This is a genomic window from Segnochrobactrum spirostomi, assembly GCF_009600605.1.
GTDB lineage: Bacteria > Pseudomonadota > Alphaproteobacteria > Rhizobiales > Segnochrobactraceae > Segnochrobactrum > Segnochrobactrum spirostomi.
On the sequence record NZ_VWNA01000001.1, the window covers coordinates 396,151 to 414,226 of the forward strand.

The following is an 18,076-nucleotide window of genomic DNA, read 5'->3' on the forward strand; positions in this document are numbered from 1 at the left end:
GAGCGGCCTCACGCCGATTTGAGGGCTGGCAGGTCCGGCTTCGCACCGTTTCGCGAAAGTGCGATGGAATAGGCGGCACACCGACCGCGTTCATGTCATTATCTCAATTCTAAACTCCTGCACCGCTTGTCGGGAGACGAAAGGGAGACTGCCATGACGCGTGTCGTGTCCGTTCGTGCCGTCACCGCCACCGGCCTCGCTTTGGCGACGCTCGCCGGGGCCTGGCTCAGCGCCGCCCAGGCTGCCGGCGATCCGATCGCCGAGCGCCAGGCCCTCATGAAGAAGAACGGCCGCGAGGCCAAAGCGATCGGCGAAATGCTCAAGGGCACGACGCCGTACGATCCGGCCAAGGCGGCCGCGGCGGCGAACACGATCGCGGCCGACATGAAGGTGTTCATCACCCTCTTCCCGCCCGGCTCCGACAAGGGCAAGACCGAGGCCTCGCCGAAGATCTGGCAGGATAAGGCCGGCTTCGAGGCCGAGGCGAACAAGGTCATCGCCGCTGCCAATGACGCCGCGGCCGCCGCGCCCGAGGGCGCCAAGGCCTTCGGCGCGAAGTTCGCCGCGGTCGGCGCCGGCTGCAAGAGCTGCCACCAAGCCTATCGCATCTCGGACTGATCCAACGACCATCGCGCCGGCGCGTGGGCGCCCGGGCTACGGCTCGGGCGACGCGCGCCGTCCGGCCGTCCAGGAGGTGCCATGGCCTCGCCCCCGCCGACCTCGCGTGCGCCGGTCGCTCGCGCGCCGAGCCGCCGTCCGAGCGTGCTCGGCTGGCTCGCGCTCGCCGTAAGCGGCGTCGTGGTGCTCGCGCTCGGCGGCTTCTACGTCCTCACCATGCCGTGGACGCTCTCCGCCGCCGACCTGCCGAAGCACACGGCCGACCTCGCCAACGGCGAGCGGATGTTCTGGGCGGGCGGCTGCGTGAGCTGCCATGCGGCACCGGGATCGAAGGGCGACGACCGGCTGAAGCTCGTCGGCGGCGTCGAGATCGCCTCGCCGTTCGGCACCTTCGTGACGCCGAACATCTCCTCGGACCGCACCGCCGGCATCGGCGCCTGGAGCGACCTAGACTTCGTCAACGCCATGATGCGCGGCGTCTCGCCGGCTGGTGAACACCTCTATCCGGCGTTCCCCTACACCTCCTACCAGCACATGCGGATCGAGGACCTGCTCGACCTGCGCGCTTACCTCGCGACCCTGCCGGCGGACGCGACGCCGTCGAAGTCGTTCGAACTGCCCTTCCCCTTCAACATCCGGCGCGGCATCGGGCTCTGGAAGCTCGTCTATCTCGACGGCAAGCCCTACGCGCCGGACCTCGCCTGGTCGGCTTCGGCGAAGGCCGGCGGCTATCTGGTCGTCGGTCCCGGCCATTGCGGCGAATGCCACACGCCGCGCGACGCCTTCGGCGGCCTCGAAAAGAGCCGCTGGCTCGCCGGCGGCCCGGCACCGGACGGCAAGGGCCGCATTCCCGACATCACCCCGACGGGCGCATTCGCGAAGTGGAGCGCGTCCGACATCGCCGAGGCGCTCGACACCGGCTTCACCCCGGATTTCGACACCCTCGGCGGCTCGATGGCGGAGGTGGTCGAGAACCTGCACCACCTCGCCGACCAGGACCGCGCCGACATCGCCGCCTATCTGAAGGCGATCCCGCCCGTTCCCCCCGCGGCACCCTGACGCCCGCCTCACCGACGCTTAACCTCGATCACTGCGAGGTCGTTGGCAAAAAGTACGCAGCCGTGCTAACTCGCGCAGATGATGAGGCCGACCGCAGGCGACCCGAGGCGTTGACAGCGATGCTATCGAAGCTTGCGAAGATCGAGCGCGTCGCCTTTGTGGCGAGCCGCACCGAAGAGGCCCAGACCGCCCGCACCCGTCTCGCCTCGGTCTATGGCGATCCCTCCGCCGAAGAGGCCGACGCCATCGTCGCCCTCGGCGGCGACGGCCTGATGCTCGAAGCCCTCCACCGCTTCATGAACACCGGCAAGCCGATCTACGGGATGAACCGCGGCTCGGTCGGCTTCCTCATGAACGAGTTCCGCGAAGAGGGCCTGCTCGAGCGGCTGCGCCAGGGCGACATCACCGCGCTCCGGCCGCTCAAGATGGAGGCGACCGACATTCACGGCGCGCTCCATATCGCCCACGCCTTCAACGAGGTCTCGCTGCTGCGCGAGCTGCATCAGGCGGCAAAACTCCGGATCAGCATCGACGGCCGCATCCGGCTGGAAGAGCTGATCTGCGACGGCATCCTCGTCGCGACCCCGGCGGGCTCGACCGCCTACAATCTCTCCGCCCACGGGCCGATCCTGCCGATCAACGCCCAATTGCTGGCGCTGACCTCGATCAGCGCGTTCCGCCCCCGGCGTTGGCGGGGCGCCCTGCTCTCGCGCACCGCGCGGGTGACGATCGAGGTTCTGGAGATCGAGAAGCGCCCCGTCGCGGCCGCGGCCGATCACCTCGAAATCCGCTCGGTGCGCCGGGTCGACATCTACGAAGACCCCGTGTGCACGGGCCTCGTCATGTTCGACGCCGACCATTCCTGGGAAGAGCGGAACCTCGCCGAGCAGTTCCGCTACTGACGGCGCCTCTCGCGCTGCTCGTTCCTCACTCCCCGCCGGGCGGCCGCGTCATCTGGAACAGGGCGGCGGCATCCACCACCGAATAATCGCGGTATCCGAGCCGGGCGATCGGCTTGACGTTCGCCGTATCGAATTTCCCGTCGACGATGGCGTGATCGGCGATGTGGATGCCCACCACCTGCCCGAACGCGCAGATGTTCTCGCTCGGGCTGCCGTCGAGATTGTCGAGCTGGATGATCTGCAACACCCGGCATTCGAGGGCCGCCGCCGCCTCGCCGACGCGGGGCGCATCGACGAGCACGCCGGGGACCGGCGTCAGGCCGACGAGCTCGAACTCCGACCGCCCCCGCTCGAGTGGCGCACTCGAGCGGTTGACGGCCTCCCGAAGGTCCCAGGTCGCGAGATTGCAGACGAATTCGCCCGTCGCCCGGATGTTCGACAGTGTATCCTTCCAGCCGGCCGAAGACACCATCACGATGTGCGGCTGCTCGGCGACCGCGCCGAAGAAGCTGTAGGGCGCGAGATTCGGGCGGCCGTCGATGTCGACAGTCGAGATCCAGCCGATCGGCCGCGGCGCGAGCAGCGCCTTGAACGGATCGTGGCGCAGGCCGTGGTCGTTGCGGATGGCATCATAGAACATCGGAGACTCGCTCGGCTCACTGGTATTCGGTGATGAGGCTCGGCACATTCGGACGGTCGCGCTCGAAGGGCGGCTGGGTCGGCGTGCCGATGTGGACAAAGCCGGCGACCTTCTCCCCCTCGGCCGCACCGAGGAGCTTCGCCGCTTCGGCGTCGTAGGCCGGCCATTCGGTGAGCCAGACGCCTGCATAGCCGTGGGCGTTCACTGCATGGAGAAGATTGAGGCAGACGGCCCCGGCGGACAGCACCTGCTCCCATTCGGGAATCTTCGGATGAGGCGCGGCGCGGCTGAAGACGCCGACGACGAGCGGCGCGCGGGTAAAGCGCGTCTTCTCCGCGCGGATCATCTCCTCCGTCGCCTCTGGAAAGCGGCGCGCGCCATGGACCGCGAGGCGCTCGCCGGCGGCGACCGCACCCTCGCCCCGATAAAGCACGAATCGCCACGGGGCGAGCTTGCCGTGGTCTGGCACCCGCGCGGCGATCGTCAGGATCGAAAGCAGTTCCTCCCCCTCCGGCGCAGGCGCGGCGAGTTGCAGCGCCGGAATCGAACGGCGGGTCTTGAGATAGGCGATGAGATCGGTCATGACGGGGAGGCTCTCGGAAGGATGCCGTTCTCAGCAGAGGCTGTCGACGGCAGGAACGGACGGGAGCGGAGGCGGCGCGCGTTGTCTGCGCTCCTTCCGGTAAAAGGTGCCGCTGCGCCCGGCAAGCCCCATCTCCTTGGCTCCCGGACGATGGCACCTTCGAGGCGACGACGACGGTTCGGCGGCTCACCGCCGGCGGTCTTCAAATCGCCTTTGTCCTTCTGTCACTTGCCGCATCTTCGCGGTGCCGTTTCGGGCCGATTCCCGCCCCGCGGCGTCTCTCGAAAGAGGTTCAGGCATGGCGGCTGCCAAACCGCGCGATGGCGTCGAGATGAGCGGATCGGACCCGATCGGGTCGCGGACCGGTCGGACATCGATGATCCGGGTCCTTGCCGTCGCGCCGATCGCCGTCGCCGCTTTGCTCGCTGTTGTATCGACGGGACCGGCCGAGGCCGCCTCGGACACCATCGACGGCGGCGTGGTCCAGGCTCGTCCGCCGGCGCTGCCGCCGCGCAAGCCCGGGGCCGGCGTCGCGCAGAAGAGCATCACCAATCCCGCCTCGCCGTTCGGCCCGGCGGTGCCCTACGCCCCCGCGACGACGGCGACCACCGGCCGCCCCGACGACCGCGAGGTGCCGCTTTATCTCGTCGCCAAGCTGACCGACAACGGCAAACCCCTCAGCACGGGGCTGGTGTGGCGCGTGTTCGGCGATACGCCGGGCCCCGACGGTCACCTGCCGCTCGTGGCCATGTCGGCCGGCGGCGACGGAGAGTTTCGCCTGAAACCCGGAAGCTACCTCGTGCATGCCGCCTATGGCCGGGCCGGGCTGACCCGCAAGGTCACCGTGGACCGCGACGTCGTCACCGAGACGGTCGTGTTGCGCGCCGGCGGCCTCCGGCTCGAGGCAGTGAGCGACGACGACCGGCCGCTGCCGGCCGCCGAATGCAGCTTCGACATCTTCGGCGGCGAGGACGCCAACGGCGAGCGGCCGCTCGTGCTCGGCAACGTGAAGCCCGGCGCCATCGTGCGGCTGCCGGCCGGCACCTATCATATCGAAAGCCGCTATGGCGACATCAACGCGGTGATGCGCGCCGACATCGAGGTTCATCCCGGCAAGCTCACCGACGCCCGGCTGCACCAGAAGGCGGCCGAGGTGACGCTGAAGCTCGTCTCGGCGCCCGGCGGCGAAGCGCTCGCCAACACCCAATGGTCGGTGCTGACCCCCGCGGGCGACGTCGTCACCGAGAAGGTCGGCGCCTTCCCGACGGTCGTGCTCGCGGAAGGCCAATACGACATCGTCGCCACGAACGGCGGGAAGACCTACTCGAACACCGTCGACATCGAATCCGGCCGGGACCGGGATGTCGAGGTCATGGCGAGCGATCTGAAATAGGGCGCGGCGCTGCTACGGCGGCGACCTTGCGATCCGATCGGCTTCGATGGCGTGGCGCCCGCCCCAAAAGATCGGGATTTCGTTGCTCGATCGGGGTGCAGCCCTCCCTTCTCACCCTCGGGGAGAAGGTGCCCCGAAGGGGCGCATGAGGGGATTTTCTTATATCTTTGAAGAATTTGCCGGAGAGGATAAGGGCCGAGAACGCCCCTCATCCGGCCCTATTGGGCCACCTTCTCCCCGCCAGCGGAGATAAGGGAGGCGGCGGCGTTGCGCCGCCAGACACGATGATCAGGCTTTCCACGCGATGAAAGAACGCGCGGATGGACTTCCGCCCACCGCGCGCCTCTCTCGTGGCGGCCTCACGCCGCCGTGGCGGCGCGGGCGCGGCGGAGGTCGGGGGGCACCGCCTCGTCGATGAGGGCGGCGAGCGCCGCTTCGAGCGGCATCTGCGCCTGATCGCGGGAGCCGAGGCGGCGGATCGAGATGGTCCCCTCCTCTGCCTCGCGCTTGCCGGCGACCAGCATCACCGGCACCTTGGCCAGCGAGTGCTCGCGCACCTTGTAGTTGATCTTCTCGTTGCGCAGATCGATCTCCGCCCGCAGCCCCGCCGCGACGAGGCGCTCGCGCACCTTCACCGCATAATCGTCGGCGTCCGAGGTGATGGTTGTGACCATCACCTGGGTCGGCGCGAGCCAGAGCGGGAAGTGGCCGGCATAGTTCTCGATCAGGATGCCGATGAAGCGCTCCATCGAGCCGCAGATGGCCCGGTGGATCATCACCGGCGCCTTCTTCTGACCGTCTTCGCCGATATAGAACGCACCGAACCGCTCCGGCAGGTTGAAGTCGACCTGGGTGGTGCCGCATTGCCAATCACGCCCGATGGCGTCGCGCAGCACATATTCGAACTTCGGCCCGTAGAACGCGCCCTCGCCCGGATTGATCGCGGTCTTGATACGCCCGCCGGACTGCGCCGCGATCTGCTCGAGCACCTGGCTCATCACGCCCTCGGCGTGATCCCAGAGCTCGTCCGAACCGACCCGCTTCTCCGGCCGGGTCGAGAGCTTCACCACGATCTCCTGGAACCCGAAATCGGCATAGGTCGAGAGGATCAGGTCGTTGATCTTCAGGCACTCCGCCGCCATCTGCTCTTCGGTGCAGAAGATGTGCGCGTCGTCCTGGGTGAAGCCGCGCACGCGCATCAGGCCGTGCATCGCGCCCGACGGCTCATAGCGATGCACTGCGCCAAATTCCGCAAGCCGCATCGGTAGATCGCGGTAGGACTTCAGGCCATGCTTGAAGATCTGCACATGCCCCGGGCAGTTCATCGGCTTCAGCGCGAAGATGCGGTCGTCGTCGGTCTCCTCGCCGGCCGAGCGCACCGCGAACATGTTCTCGCGGTACCAGCCCCAGTGGCCAGAGGTTTCCCATAGCGACTTGTCCAGCACCTGCGGCGCGTTGACCTCGCGATAATCGGCGGCGAGGCGGCGGCGCATATAGGCGACGAGGCCTTGGAACACGGCCCAGCCGTTCGGATGCCAGAACACGACGCCCGGCCCCTCCTCCTGGAAATGGAAGAGGTCCATCTCGCGGCCGAGCCGGCGATGGTCGCGCTTCTCCGCCTCCTCGAGCATGGTGAGGTAGGCGTTGAGGTCGGCGTCGGTGCCCCAGGCGGTGCCGTAGATACGCGACAGCATGGGATTGCGCGCATCGCCGCGCCAATAGGCGCCGGCGACCTTCATCAGCTTGAAGGACTGGCCGATCTGCCCGGTCGAGGCCATGTGCGGGCCGCGGCAGAGGTCGAACCACTCGCCCTGCTTATAGATCTTGACGTCCTGGTCGGCAGGGATCGCGTCGACGAGCTCGACCTTGAACTGCTCGCCCTTGTCGGCGAACACGCGCTTGGCCTCGTCGCGCGACCACACTTCCTTGGTGAAGGGGGCGTTGCGCGCGATGATCTCGCGCATCTTCGCCTCGATCTTCGGCAGGTCGTCGAGGGTGAAGGGCTCGTTGCGGAAGAAGTCGTAATAGAAGCCGTTCTCGATCACCGGGCCGATGGTGACCTGAGTGCCCGGAAAGAGCTCCTGCACGGCCTCGGCCAGGACGTGCGCGGCATCGTGGCGGATCAGCTCGACCGCGCGCGGGTCCTCGCGGGTCACGATCTCGATGCGGCCGTCACGGGCGAGCGGCTCGGCCAGATCCTGCACGGTGCCATCAATGGCGACCGCGACGGCCTTCTTGGCGAGCGACTTGGAAATCGATTCGGCGACCGCGCGGCCGGTCACGCCGGCTTCGAACGCACGCTTGGCGCCATCGGGAAAGGTCAATTCGATCATCGTCGTCTCCTTGCTCACTCACTGCCTACGAGCGCAGGTAAGCGGTCGGGGGTGGGATATAGGGGTGCGGCTGCACCGTCAACAAAGGGCATGAAGGCCTGAGATGGCGCGAAGCTGTCGCGGTTGGACTGTAAAGCCGTCCGCTGAACGCTCGGCCGGCCCCCTCTCCCCCGCGGGGAGAGGGTTGGGGTGAGGGAGCGATACGGGCGATGGAACGGCTTCCGGCGCCGCCTCCCCTCATCCGGCCCTACCGGGCCACCTTCTCCCCGAGGGGGAGAAGGGATCGAGAGGCCGAGTTCGTGGCGGCACGTGGACATCCACCGCGGCCGCAAACGAACGCGTCGCGCCGGCTTATTCGGACTCGAACTTGCGCAACAGCGGGTGGGTCGCCTTCACCCAGCGCACCGTGCGGGTCGCCGAGCGCATCACCAGCGTCTCCGTCGTCACCGCGTCGCGGCCGAAGCGCACGCCGGTGAGCAGGCTGCCGTCGGTCACGCCGGTCGCGGCGAAATAGACGTCGCCCGAGGCCATCTCGGACATGTCGTACTTCTTGTTCGGATCGGCGATGCCCATCCGCCGGGCGCGCTCGCGCTTCTCCTCGGTGTCGAGGATGAGACGGCCCTGCATCTGGCCGCCGATGCAGCGCAGCGCGGCGGCCGCGAGCACGCCCTCCGGCGCGCCGCCGATGCCGAGATAGATATCGACGCCGGTCTGGTCCGGATTGGTGGTGTGGATGATGCCGGCGACGTCGCCGTCGGTGATGAGCTGCACCGCCGCGCCGGTCGCCCGCACCGCCTCGATCAGGGCGGCGTGGCGCGGGCGGTCCATGATGAGCGCGTTGATCTCGTTGACCGGAACGCCCTTCGCCTTAGCGAGGGCGAGGATGTTGTCGGCCGGCGAGGCGTCGAGATCGATCAGACCGTCGGGATAGCCCGGGCCGATCGCGATCTTGTCCATGTAGACGTCGGGCGCGTTGAGGAGCCCGCCGCGCTCGGTGATGGCGAGCACCGCCAGCGAGTTCGGCTGGTTCTTGGCGCACAGCGTGGTGCCTTCGAGCGGATCGAGGGCGATATCGACCTTGGTCTTGCCACCGGTGCCGACATTTTCGCCAATATAGAGCATCGGCGCCTCGTCGCGCTCACCCTCGCCGATCACGACGGTCCCGTCGATCGGCAGCCGGTTGAGCTCCTTGCGCATGGCGTCGACGGCCGCCTGATCGGCCGCCTTCTCGTCGCCGCGTCCGCGGAGGCGGGCGGCGGCCACGGCGGCACGCTCCGTCACGCGCACGACCTCGAGGGTCAGAATGCGCTCCAGCACGGCATTCCACGCCGCTTCCTTGCTCATCGTCGTCCGCTCCTCCTGATTTGCGATCGTCTCGGAGCGCGCTGCCGTGGCCGCCTTCCGCTCCTTCTTCGCCTCTTTGCCCTTACCGGCCTTCTTGCGGGCCGACTTCTTCGCGGACGTCTCTCCCCCCAATTCGTCCACCGCGCCGGCCGTCGCCGGCGCCTTGTCCTTCTTCTTCGCCTTCGCCGTTTTCGCCTTGTCGTGCTCAGCCATGGTCCACTTCGTCCGCGCCGACGCCCGCACCCTCTGCGAAGCGTTCCGCGGACATCCTTTCCTCAACTATCGCGGGAAGCGCCCGCCTGTCACGCCAGCTTCTCGATGCGGATCATGCGGGGCCGGCCGGCGATGACGGTCTGCTCGTTCTCGATCGCCTCCAGGGCCGCGCGCACCGCGGATTCGGTCGTCTCGTAGGTGATGAGGATGATCGGCTGGGCATCCGCCGGGGTCGCCGCGCCTGGCGCGTCCTCATGCGGCGCGCGACGGCGCTGCACGATCGATTCGAGCGAGATGCCGTGGGCCGCCATGTGGCTCGCGATCGCGGCGAACGCGCCGGGACGGTCGTGGACGAGGAAGCGCAGATAATAGCCGCCGGCATGCTTCTTCATGCGCGCGGCCTGATAGGGCTTGAGGCGGGCCGCCGGGCGGCCGAAGGCGCTGAGACGCCGGCCCGACGCGACGTCGGCAAGGTCCGCGAGCACCGACGAGGCGGTGGCGTCGCCGCCGGCGCCGGGGCCGACGAGAACGATCTCGCCGACCGCGTCGCCATCGACCGCGACCGCATTGAGGACGCCGTCGACCCGGGCTATCGCCGACGATTTCGGCACCATGGTGGGGTGGACGCGCTGCTCGATGCCGCCTTCGGTGCGGCTCGCGACGCCGAGCAACTTGATGCGGTAGCCGAGCTCGTCGGCCGCCTCGATGTCGGCCGGCGTGATGGCCGAGATGCCCTCGACGTGGATCGCCGCGGCGTCGACCTCGGTGCCGAAGGCGAGGCTCGTCAGCAGCGCCAGCTTGTGCGCGGTGTCGAAGCCCTCGACGTCGAAGGTCGGGTCGGCCTCGGCATAGCCGAGCCGCTGCGCCTCGGCCAAGCAGGCGGCGAAGTCGAGCCCCTCCCGCTCCATGCGGGTCAGGATATAATTGCAGGTGCCGTTGAGGATGCCATAGACGCGGCTCACCGCATTGCCGGCGATCGCCTCGCGCAGCGTGCGCACGATCGGGATGCCGCCGGCGACCGCGGCTTCGAAGCCGATGCTCGACCCCGTCTCGTCGGCGCGCCGTGCGAAGCGGGTGCCGTGGCGGGCGAGCAGCGCCTTGTTGGCGGTCACGACCGGGATGCCGCGTTCGATGGCGGCGGCGACGGCCGCCTCGGCGGCACCGCCTTCCCCGCCCATCACTTCGACGAGGACATCGATCTCGGGATCGTTTGCCACCGCGACCGGATCGTCATGCCAGCGGAACCGGGACAGATCGAAACCGCGATCGCGACCACGCGACCGCGCGGAAACGGCGCTCACGACGATCGGACGGCCGCAGCGGTCGGTGAGCTCGTCGGCGTGGCGATCGATGAGCCGGACGACCGCGCTCCCCACCGTCCCGAGGCCGGCGAGGCCCACTTTCAGCGGCTGAACCATGTAGGCTGGAATCCTGCGCACGAGGGTCGGACGCGGCCCTGCGGCCGCGGAGCGAAGCCCGCTCCAGAGCCCGCCGCCACGGGCGGGCCGTGACGACGCGAGCCCGCTCCGGAGGCGGAAGCTGGCCCCCGCTTCGACGGCCGCCCGGTCAGGCGGTCGCAGGACGGCGGCCTGCGGCGCGGGCGGATGCCGCGCGGCAGGCTACCCAAGCGGAACGTCCTGCTGCGAGCGCGCCCCCCGCGCGATCAGCGGCGAGCGCTGATCGGGATGACGTTGTGCAACGTTTCGTCCGCCGTTTCAAGGAAACGGCGGAGGTTGCGCGCAGCCTGGCGAATGCGCTGCTCGTTTTCCACGAGCGCGATGCGCACGAAGGAATCGCCGTGCTCGCCGAAGCCGATGCCCGGCGCCACCGCGATGTCCGCCTTCTCGAGGAGGAGCTTGGAGAATTCCAGGCTGCCGAGCTCGCGATAAGGTTCGGGGATCGGCGCCCAGGCAAACATCGAGGCATTGGGCGACGGGATCGTCCACCCGGAGCGGCCGAAGGCGTCGACGAGGGCGTCGCGGCGGCGCCGATAGACCTCGCGGACCTCCTCGATCGGCGCATCGCCGGCGTGGAGCGCGGCGGAGGCGGCGACCTGGATCGGCGTGAACGCGCCGTAATCGAGATAGGACTTCACCCGGGTCAGCGCGGAGATCAGCCGCTCGTTGCCGACCGCGAAGCCCATGCGCCAGCCCGGCATGGAGAACGTCTTCGACATCGAGGTGAACTCGACCGCGACGTCCTTGGCCCCCGGAACCTGGAGAATCGACGGGGGCGGCACGCCGTCGAAATAGATTTCGGCGTAGGCGAGGTCGGAGAGAACGAACAACTCGTGGCGGCGGGCGAAGGCGACGACGTCGCGGTAGAAGTCGAGATCGGCGACGGTCGCGGTCGGGTTCGCCGGATAGCAGAGCACCACGGCGAGCGGCTTCGGGATCGAATGCACGACGGCGCGCTCGAGGGCGCGGAAGAATTCCGGCCCCGGCTCGGCCGGCACCGAGCGGATCACGCCGCCCGCCATCAGGAAGCCGAAGGCGTGGATCGGATAGCTCGGGTTCGGCACCAGCACCACGTCGCCGGGCGCCGTGATCGCTTGCGCCATGTTGGCGAAGCCTTCCTTCGAACCGAGGGTCGCGACGACCTCGGTGTTAGGATCGAGCTTCACGCCGAAGCGGCGCTCGTAATAGGCGGCCTGGGCGCGGCGCAGACCCGGAATACCCTTCGACGAGGAATAGCGGTGGGTCCGCGGGCGCTGGATCGTCTCGCAGAGCTTGTCGACGATGAATTGCGGCGTCGGCAGGTCGGGATTGCCCATGCCGAGATCGATGATGTCCGCGCCCGCCGCTCGCGCGCTCGCCTTCAGCCGGTTGACCTGCTCGAAGACGTAAAGCGGCAAACGCCGGATCTTGTGGAACTCGTCCATCACCGTTGACCTTGCACCATTGACCTTGGGTCATGCGCAGCGGGCTCGCCCGCCGACGCGCGATTGTTGATCTGAAGCGGCGCCCTCGGCGCCGACAGCACCATAACACGCCCGGCGAGAGCGCACGACCGGCGCCTCGCGAGGCCCCTTCTCGTTGGACCCCAAATGCGGCCCGAATGCGTCTCGCGGGTCGCCTCTACTATCGTGGACGGACGTTTCCCGAGGGTTAAGAAAGTGTATCCACCCGCTTCTCCGGCAACCTCACTGGTTCGTGGTCGAGCCCCCGTTGGTGGTCGGGTCGGCGTCCTGGATCATCTTGCGCGCCGTATCGACATGCTCGGCGCCCTCTTTCTGCAGCGCGTCGGGCGAGGCCGTCACGGCCTGCGCCGCGCTGGTGGCGCGGGAGGCCTGCGACGACTCGGCCTTCGACAGCGCGTTGAGGTCGCTCGTCTGCTCGTCGGAGGTCTTCATCACTGGAATGGTCGGGACCGCCGTGTAGCCGAAGTTCGGATAGCCGTCCTTCTTGGTCTTCGGCGCGGTATCGGTCGGGGGTGAGGCGGTGCGATCGAACTTGTAGGGGATCAGCGTCTGGGTCGGATCGCCGACGCCGCACCCCGAGAGCGCCGCGGCGACGGCCGTCAGCGCGACGCCCGAGATGATCCGCGACCGAAGGCGAAAATGATCTTGGCGGCGCTCGGCACGGATCATGGACAACCGACTTCCTCTACACACTGGACGCATCGCGGCAGAACGCTCGCCGCCGGGCGCGCGGAGAATACGCCGAGCCGCAGCCCACCGCCACCCTGCGGCGCCTCGGAGGTTGTCACGGGGGTGCCGCGCGGGCGTAATATGCGAAAGCGCGTGCCGCCTTGTGCCGGGCACCAGCCGACAGGAGCCGACCGAGATGACCGAGCGGGCCGACAATCCGCTGTTCCAATACGTGATCAAGAACCCCGAGGCGCTGGCGCAGAACATTGCGCGGTTCATCGAGGAAGGCGGTCGGGCGGCCGCGGCTTATATCGAGCCGCGGGAAAAGGGCGAGACGCGCACCCGCGTCTCGGACGAACTCGCCGAAGTGCTCAAGACGATCGGTCAGATCGGCGAGTTCTGGCTGTCGGATCCGAAGCGGGCGATCGAAGCGCAGGCGCGCCTGTGGACCGGCTACATGTCGCTCTGGGATCAGTCGCTCCGGCGCATGATGGGCGAACCCTCGCAACCCGCCGTCGAGCCGGACCCCAAGGACAAGCGCTTCAAAGACCCCGAATGGTCGCAGAATCAGTTCTTCGACTTTCTGAAGCAGGCCTACCTCATCACCTCGCGCTGGGCCGACAGTCTGGTCGAGGATGCGAGCGAGGTGGATGACCACACGCGGCACAAGGCGGCGTTCTACATTCGCCAGATCGCCAACGCGATTTCGCCCTCGAACTTCATCCTGACGAACCCCGAGCTCCTGCGCGAGACGGTGTCCTCGAACGGCGAGAATCTCGTCCGCGGCATGAAGATGCTGGCCGAGGACATCAAAGCCGGCCACGGCGAGTTGAAGCTGCGTCAGACCGACAAGTCGAAATTCGCCCTCGGCCGCAATCTGGCGATGACGCCGGGCAAGGTCGTCGCGCAGAACCGGCTGCGTCAGCTCATCCAATACTCTCCGACGACCGACACGGTGCGCAAGCGCCCGCTCGTGATCGTGCCGCCGTGGATCAACAAATATTACATCCTCGATCTGACCCCAGAGAAGTCGCTGGTCCGCTGGCTCGTCGACCAGGGCCACACCGTCTTCATGGTGTCCTGGGTCAACCCGGACGCCGGCCTCGCCAGCGTCTCCTTCGAAGACTACATGCGCGAGGGCATTCTCGAGACCCTGGACGCAGTAACCGCCGCGACCGGTGAAGAAGAGGTCGACGTCACCGGCTATTGCGTCGGCGGCACGCTGCTCGCGGTCGCCCTCGCCCACATGGCGAACACCGGCGACAAAAGGGTTCGCACCGCGTCCTTCCTCACCGCGCAGACCGACTTCACCCACGCCGGCGACCTCAAGGTCTTCGTCGACGAGGAACAGCTCTGCGTGCTCGAAGCCCGCATGCAGGAGCGCGGCTATCTCGACGGCGCGGTGATGGCCAACACCTTCAACCTGCTGCGCTCGAACGACCTGTTGTGGCCCTACGTGGTCAACAATTACATGCTGGGCAAAGAGCCCTTCCCGTTCGACCTGCTCTATTGGAACTCCGATTCGACGCGCATGCCGGCGGCGAACCACGCCTTCTACATGCGCAAGTTCTATCTGGAGAACGCCTTCGCCGCGGGAAAGCTCAGCATCGACGGCGCGCCGCTCCTCCTGAAGAAGATCAAGCAGCCCGCCTATCATCTGGCAACCCGCGAGGACCACATCGCGCCGGCGAAGTCCGTCTTCACCGGCGCCGCGCGGTTCGGCGGTCCGGTCCGGTTCGTGATGGCCGGCTCGGGCCATATCGCAGGCGTCTGCAATCCGCCGGCGCTGAAGAAATACCAGCACTGGACCGGACCGAAGCCGAAGGGCGAGTTCGAGGATTGGCTCCCCACGGCGACCGAGCATCCGGGCTCGTGGTGGCCGGATTGGGACCATTGGCTGAAGAGCCACGACCGCGACACCGTTCCGGCCCGCATTCCCGGCACCGGCGGCCTCAAGGCGATCGAGGACGCGCCGGGCAGCTATGTCCGCGCTCAAGGGGCCTGAGGCGCGAACGGGAACGCATCGAGACGGCGTCAGGCGGCGCCGTCTTCCGCGATGCGCCGCGCCTCGCCGACCAGGGCGGCGGTGAGCGGCAGCATCGGCTCGCGGCTCGGCACCACGAGGCCGATGGTCGGCACCATGGCCGGCCCGGTCACGGCGACCGTCTTGAGTTCGCCGCCGCTTCCGACCGTTTCGGCGAGCCGCTCGGGCAGAATGGCGCACCATTGCCCAGTCCGGATGTGGGCGACGAGCACCATGATGGAGTTCGATTCGAGCTGCGGCCGCGGCTCGATGCCGGCCTGACGGAGCATCCGCTCGACGATGCGGCGGTTCTGCATGTCGGGGGTGAGAAGGCAGAGCGGCGCGTCGCCGAGATCAGCCCAACCGACGCTGTCGCGGTCCGAGAACGGGCCGTTCGCCGCCGTGATCAGTCGGTAATGCTCGCGGTAGAGCGGCAGCACCCGCACCTTTCCGACCGGCTCGTTGTCAACGTATGTGACCCCGGCGTCGATCTCCAGATTGTCGAGCATGCCGAGAATGTCGGCCGAGGTGCGCGACAGGATGGTGATGCGCACGGCCGGGTGGCGCGTGCGATAGGGCGTGGTCAGGGCCGGCAACAGCGAGAGCGCCGTCGGCACGCAGGCGATACGGAGATGGCCGGCGAGGCCGTGCCGCAGGGCATGGACCTCCTGGCGCATCGCGCGCGCATCACCGACGATCCGCCGCGCCCATTCGAGCACCCGCTCGCCCTCCGCGGTGAAACCGATGAAGCGGCTGCCGCGGTTGACCAGAAGCACGCCGAGATCGTTCTCGAGCGCCCGGATGCCTGCCGAGAGCGTCGGCTGGGTGACGCCGCACAGGTCCGCCGCCCGCCCGAAATGCCGCTCCTGGGCGAGCGCGAGCAGGAAATCGAGCTTGTCGATCATAGCGGGCCTTTCGTACGCGGATGCTCAAGCGTACATATATCTGTACAGCGGAGGATCGCCAGGAGGATCTCCATGAGCCACGTCACCTTCACGGATCTGCGCGCCAACATGGCGAAGCACTTCGATCAGGTCGAGGCCGATCGGAAGGAGCTCGTCGTCGTCCGGCAGAACCACGAGCCGGTCGCCATTCTCCCCCTCGCCGAGCTCGAAGGGTTGCGCGAGACGCTCCACCTCCTCAGCACGCCCGCCAATGCCGAACACCTGCGCGCTGCGATCGCGGAACTCGACCAGGGCGCCGGCGAGGGTCGCGCGCTGATCGAGCCGTGAAGCTCGTCTTCTCGAGCGCGGCCTGGCGCGATTATCTCGAATGGCAGGCGAACCCGACGGTTCTCGCCCGCATCAACCTGCTGATCCGCGAGGCGATGCGCACGCCCCACACCGGCGCCGGTAAGCCGGAGCCCCTGCGCGGCAATCTGCAAGGCTGGTGGTCACGCCGGATCACCCAGGAGCACCGCCTCGTCTACCGCGTGCGCGGCGCGGGCGACGACCAAGCCCTCGAAATCGCGAGCTGCCGCTTCCACTATGATCGGTGACGCGGGCGCAGCCGCCTATCCGCACGTCTCACGCCGGCGTGGTGCCGTAGACCTCGTTGGCGCGGGCTTCGAAGGCGTCGGCGAAGCGGCGGAAGGCCTGTTCGAACACGGCGCCCATCAAGGCGGCGAGCGCGCGGCTCTTGAACTCGTAGGAAATGAAGAACGAGATGTCGCAGAGCCGTTCGCCGGCATCCGCGAAGGTCCAGCGGTTCTCCAAATGGCGGAACGGACCGTCGAGATAGGTCACGTCGATCTGGAGCTTGGCGAGATCGAGCGTGACCTGGGAGGTGAAGGTCTCGCGAAAGACCTTGTAGGCGACCGTCATGTCGGCGACGAGGATTTCGCGGCCGTCCGGCATCGCGCGGCGGCCACGCACGATCAGCGACTGGCAGAGCGGCACGAAGCGCGGATATTTCTCGACGTCCGCCACGAGCGCGAACATATCCATGGCGGAATGCTTGACCCGCCGCGCGGTCTCGAACATCGGCATCGGCGGTGCGCTCAGCCGCCGATCTTGGAGAGACGGGCCGCCTTGAGCCGCTCGAAGTCCTCGCCCGCATGATGCGAGGAGCGCGTCAGCGGGCTCGACGACACCATCAGGAAGCCCTTCGCATAGGCGACCGTCTCGAAGCCGGCGAACTCGTCGGGCGTCACGAAGCGGATCACCGGATGGTGCTTCCGGCTCGGCTGGAGATATTGGCCGATGGTGATGAAATCGACGTCGGCCGAGCGCAGATCGTCCATGAGCTGGAGGACTTCGTTCCGCTCCTCGCCGAGGCCGACCATGATGCCGGACTTGGTGAAGATGGTCGGATCGAGCTCCTTGACCCGCTGCAGCAGGCGGATCGAGTGGAAATAGCGGGCGCCCGGCCGGACCTTCAGATATTTCGAAGGCACCGTCTCGAGATTGTGGTTGAACACGTCCGGCTTCGCCGCGACCACCACTTCGAGCGCGCCGTCCTTGCGTAGGAAGTCCGGCGTCAGGATCTCGATCGTGGTCTTCGGAGCGGCGGCGCGGATGGCGCGGATCACCCGGGCGAAATGATCGGCGCCGCCGTCGGCGAGATCGTCGCGGTCGACCGAGGTGATGACGACGTGGCTGAGCCCGAGCTTGGCGACCGCCTCGGCGACCTTGGCCGGCTCGTCGGCGTCGAGCGCTTCCGGCATGCCGGTGCGCACGTTGCAGAAGGCGCACGCGCGGGTGCAGGTGTCGCCCATGATCATGAAGGTGGCGTGCCGCTTCGACCAGCATTCGCCGATGTTCGGGCAGCCCGCTTCCTCGCACACGGTGACGAGGCCGTTCTCGCGCACGATGTCCTGGGTTTCGCGGTAGACCGGCGAGCCCGGCGCCCGCACGCGGATCCATTCCGGCTTGCGCAGCACCGGCTGGTCCGGTCGATGCGCCTTCTCGGGATGACGCGGACGCGCGTTGGTCGTGTCGAGCACCGTGACCATGAAGGAACCGCTCTCCCGAACTTGCGATCGGCCATCCCGCCGGATCGCGCGATCCATCCAGGCTTATTAGCGCCCGGGACCGCCCGCGTCGAGGGGCGGGAATGCAGGCCAGCCCTGCCGGGAATGCCGACCCGGAGCGCGCCGGCGCTCAGTCCCGCCGCGAGAACAGGCCGAGCAGGAACAGGAGCACGAGCGCGCCGACGATCGAGACGACGAGGCTGCCGCCGAAGCCCGGCATCACCTGGATGTTCAAGGTGCGCGCGAGGAAGCCGCCGAGGAACGAGCCGATCAGGCCGACGACGAGGTTCTTGAGGAGGCCGTGGCGGCGGTTGAAGGCCCGCTCCGCCACCCAGCCGGCGAAGATGCCGATGATGATCGCACTGAAGAACCCGACGCCGTTCATGGACCCACACCCCTTGTCGCTGC

At 67.9% G+C, this 18,076-nt stretch carries 18 protein-coding genes; 7 read left to right on the forward strand and 11 right to left on the reverse strand.

Going from position 1 to position 18,076, the window contains the following annotated elements; genetic code table 11:
* Positions 1 to 153 precede the first annotated feature (153 nt).
* From F0357_RS01760 to F0357_RS01770, 3 genes are all read left to right on the forward strand, one after another.
* Positions 154 to 618 (forward strand): c-type cytochrome, encoded by a 465-nt coding sequence (locus F0357_RS01760; RefSeq protein WP_153478067.1) that lies wholly within the window; start codon positions 154 to 156, stop codon positions 616 to 618.
* Positions 619 to 699: 81 nt separating this feature from the next.
* On the forward strand, positions 700 to 1,677 hold the full coding sequence (locus tag F0357_RS01765; RefSeq protein WP_246161294.1) for a c-type cytochrome: 978 nt from the start codon (positions 700 to 702) through the stop codon (positions 1,675 to 1,677).
* A gap of 119 nt (positions 1,678 to 1,796) precedes the next feature.
* Positions 1,797 to 2,579: an NAD kinase gene (locus tag F0357_RS01770; protein WP_153478069.1), complete on the forward strand. Its 783-nt coding sequence runs from the start codon at positions 1,797 to 1,799 to the stop codon at positions 2,577 to 2,579.
* Between the two features lie 25 nt (positions 2,580 to 2,604).
* Here F0357_RS01770 and F0357_RS01775 read toward each other — a convergent pair whose 3' ends face one another.
* A complete protein-coding gene (locus F0357_RS01775; protein ID WP_153478071.1) occupies positions 2,605 to 3,219 on the reverse strand; it encodes a flavin reductase family protein in 615 nt (204 codons plus the stop codon).
* A 16-nt stretch (positions 3,220 to 3,235) separates the two neighbouring features.
* Positions 3,236 to 3,802, reverse strand: coding sequence for a nitroreductase family protein (locus F0357_RS01780; RefSeq protein ID WP_153478073.1), 567 nt, complete (start codon positions 3,800 to 3,802; stop codon positions 3,236 to 3,238).
* Positions 3,803 to 4,100: 298 nt separating this feature from the next.
* On the opposite strand from F0357_RS01780, the gene F0357_RS01785 reads away from it, so the two are divergent.
* The gene (locus F0357_RS01785; protein WP_153478075.1) at positions 4,101 to 5,195 is read left to right on the forward strand and encodes an RgsD C-terminal domain-containing protein; all 1,095 of its coding nucleotides are present in this window, start codon (positions 4,101 to 4,103) and stop codon (positions 5,193 to 5,195) included.
* A 359-nt stretch (positions 5,196 to 5,554) separates the two neighbouring features.
* Here the strand turns inward: F0357_RS01785 and thrS are convergent, their stop codons facing one another.
* The 5 genes from thrS to F0357_RS01810 form a co-directional block, all read right to left on the reverse strand.
* Positions 5,555 to 7,528: a threonine--tRNA ligase gene (gene thrS, locus F0357_RS01790; RefSeq protein WP_153478077.1), complete on the reverse strand. Its 1,974-nt coding sequence runs from the start codon at positions 7,526 to 7,528 to the stop codon at positions 5,555 to 5,557.
* Positions 7,529 to 7,879: 351 nt separating this feature from the next.
* On the reverse strand, positions 7,880 to 8,872 hold the full coding sequence (gene glpX, locus F0357_RS01795; protein ID WP_153485955.1) for a class II fructose-bisphosphatase: 993 nt from the start codon (positions 8,870 to 8,872) through the stop codon (positions 7,880 to 7,882).
* 302 nt (positions 8,873 to 9,174) lie between these two features.
* Complete coding sequence (locus F0357_RS01800) at positions 9,175 to 10,503, reverse strand: homoserine dehydrogenase (RefSeq protein ID WP_153478079.1); 1,329 nt, start codon at positions 10,501 to 10,503, stop codon at positions 9,175 to 9,177.
* Positions 10,504 to 10,748: 245 nt separating this feature from the next.
* Positions 10,749 to 11,966, reverse strand: coding sequence for an LL-diaminopimelate aminotransferase (locus F0357_RS01805; RefSeq protein WP_153478082.1), 1,218 nt, complete (start codon positions 11,964 to 11,966; stop codon positions 10,749 to 10,751).
* Positions 11,967 to 12,227: 261 nt separating this feature from the next.
* Positions 12,228 to 12,674 (reverse strand): hypothetical protein, encoded by a 447-nt coding sequence (locus F0357_RS01810; protein ID WP_153478084.1) that lies wholly within the window; start codon positions 12,672 to 12,674, stop codon positions 12,228 to 12,230.
* 196 nt (positions 12,675 to 12,870) lie between these two features.
* Between F0357_RS01810 and phaC the strand changes: the two genes are divergently transcribed.
* A complete protein-coding gene (gene phaC, locus F0357_RS01815; protein ID WP_153478086.1) occupies positions 12,871 to 14,679 on the forward strand; it encodes a class I poly(R)-hydroxyalkanoic acid synthase in 1,809 nt (602 codons plus the stop codon).
* Positions 14,680 to 14,708: 29 nt separating this feature from the next.
* Here phaC and F0357_RS01820 read toward each other — a convergent pair whose 3' ends face one another.
* A complete protein-coding gene (locus F0357_RS01820; RefSeq protein ID WP_153478088.1) occupies positions 14,709 to 15,602 on the reverse strand; it encodes a LysR family transcriptional regulator in 894 nt (297 codons plus the stop codon).
* 72 nt (positions 15,603 to 15,674) lie between these two features.
* Between F0357_RS01820 and F0357_RS24030 the strand changes: the two genes are divergently transcribed.
* Complete coding sequence (locus F0357_RS24030) at positions 15,675 to 15,929, forward strand: type II toxin-antitoxin system Phd/YefM family antitoxin (RefSeq protein WP_208948170.1); 255 nt, start codon at positions 15,675 to 15,677, stop codon at positions 15,927 to 15,929.
* The gene (locus F0357_RS24035; protein WP_312861410.1) at positions 15,926 to 16,195 is read left to right on the forward strand and encodes a Txe/YoeB family addiction module toxin; all 270 of its coding nucleotides are present in this window, start codon (positions 15,926 to 15,928) and stop codon (positions 16,193 to 16,195) included. Before F0357_RS24030 ends, F0357_RS24035 begins: the two co-directional genes overlap by 4 nt.
* Positions 16,196 to 16,223: 28 nt before the next feature.
* On the opposite strand, the gene F0357_RS01830 is transcribed toward F0357_RS24035, so the two are convergent.
* From F0357_RS01830 to F0357_RS01840, 3 genes are all read right to left on the reverse strand, one after another.
* Positions 16,224 to 16,685: a type II toxin-antitoxin system RatA family toxin gene (locus F0357_RS01830; RefSeq protein ID WP_153478092.1), complete on the reverse strand. Its 462-nt coding sequence runs from the start codon at positions 16,683 to 16,685 to the stop codon at positions 16,224 to 16,226.
* Between the two features lie 11 nt (positions 16,686 to 16,696).
* The gene (gene lipA / locus F0357_RS01835; RefSeq protein WP_153478094.1) at positions 16,697 to 17,650 is read right to left on the reverse strand and encodes a lipoyl synthase; all 954 of its coding nucleotides are present in this window, start codon (positions 17,648 to 17,650) and stop codon (positions 16,697 to 16,699) included.
* Between the two features lie 148 nt (positions 17,651 to 17,798).
* Positions 17,799 to 18,053 carry a GlsB/YeaQ/YmgE family stress response membrane protein gene (locus F0357_RS01840; protein ID WP_153478096.1) on the reverse strand — a complete coding sequence of 85 codons (255 nt, stop codon included), beginning with the start codon at positions 18,051 to 18,053 and terminating at the stop codon, positions 17,799 to 17,801.
* Positions 18,054 to 18,076: the final 23 nt, after the last annotated feature.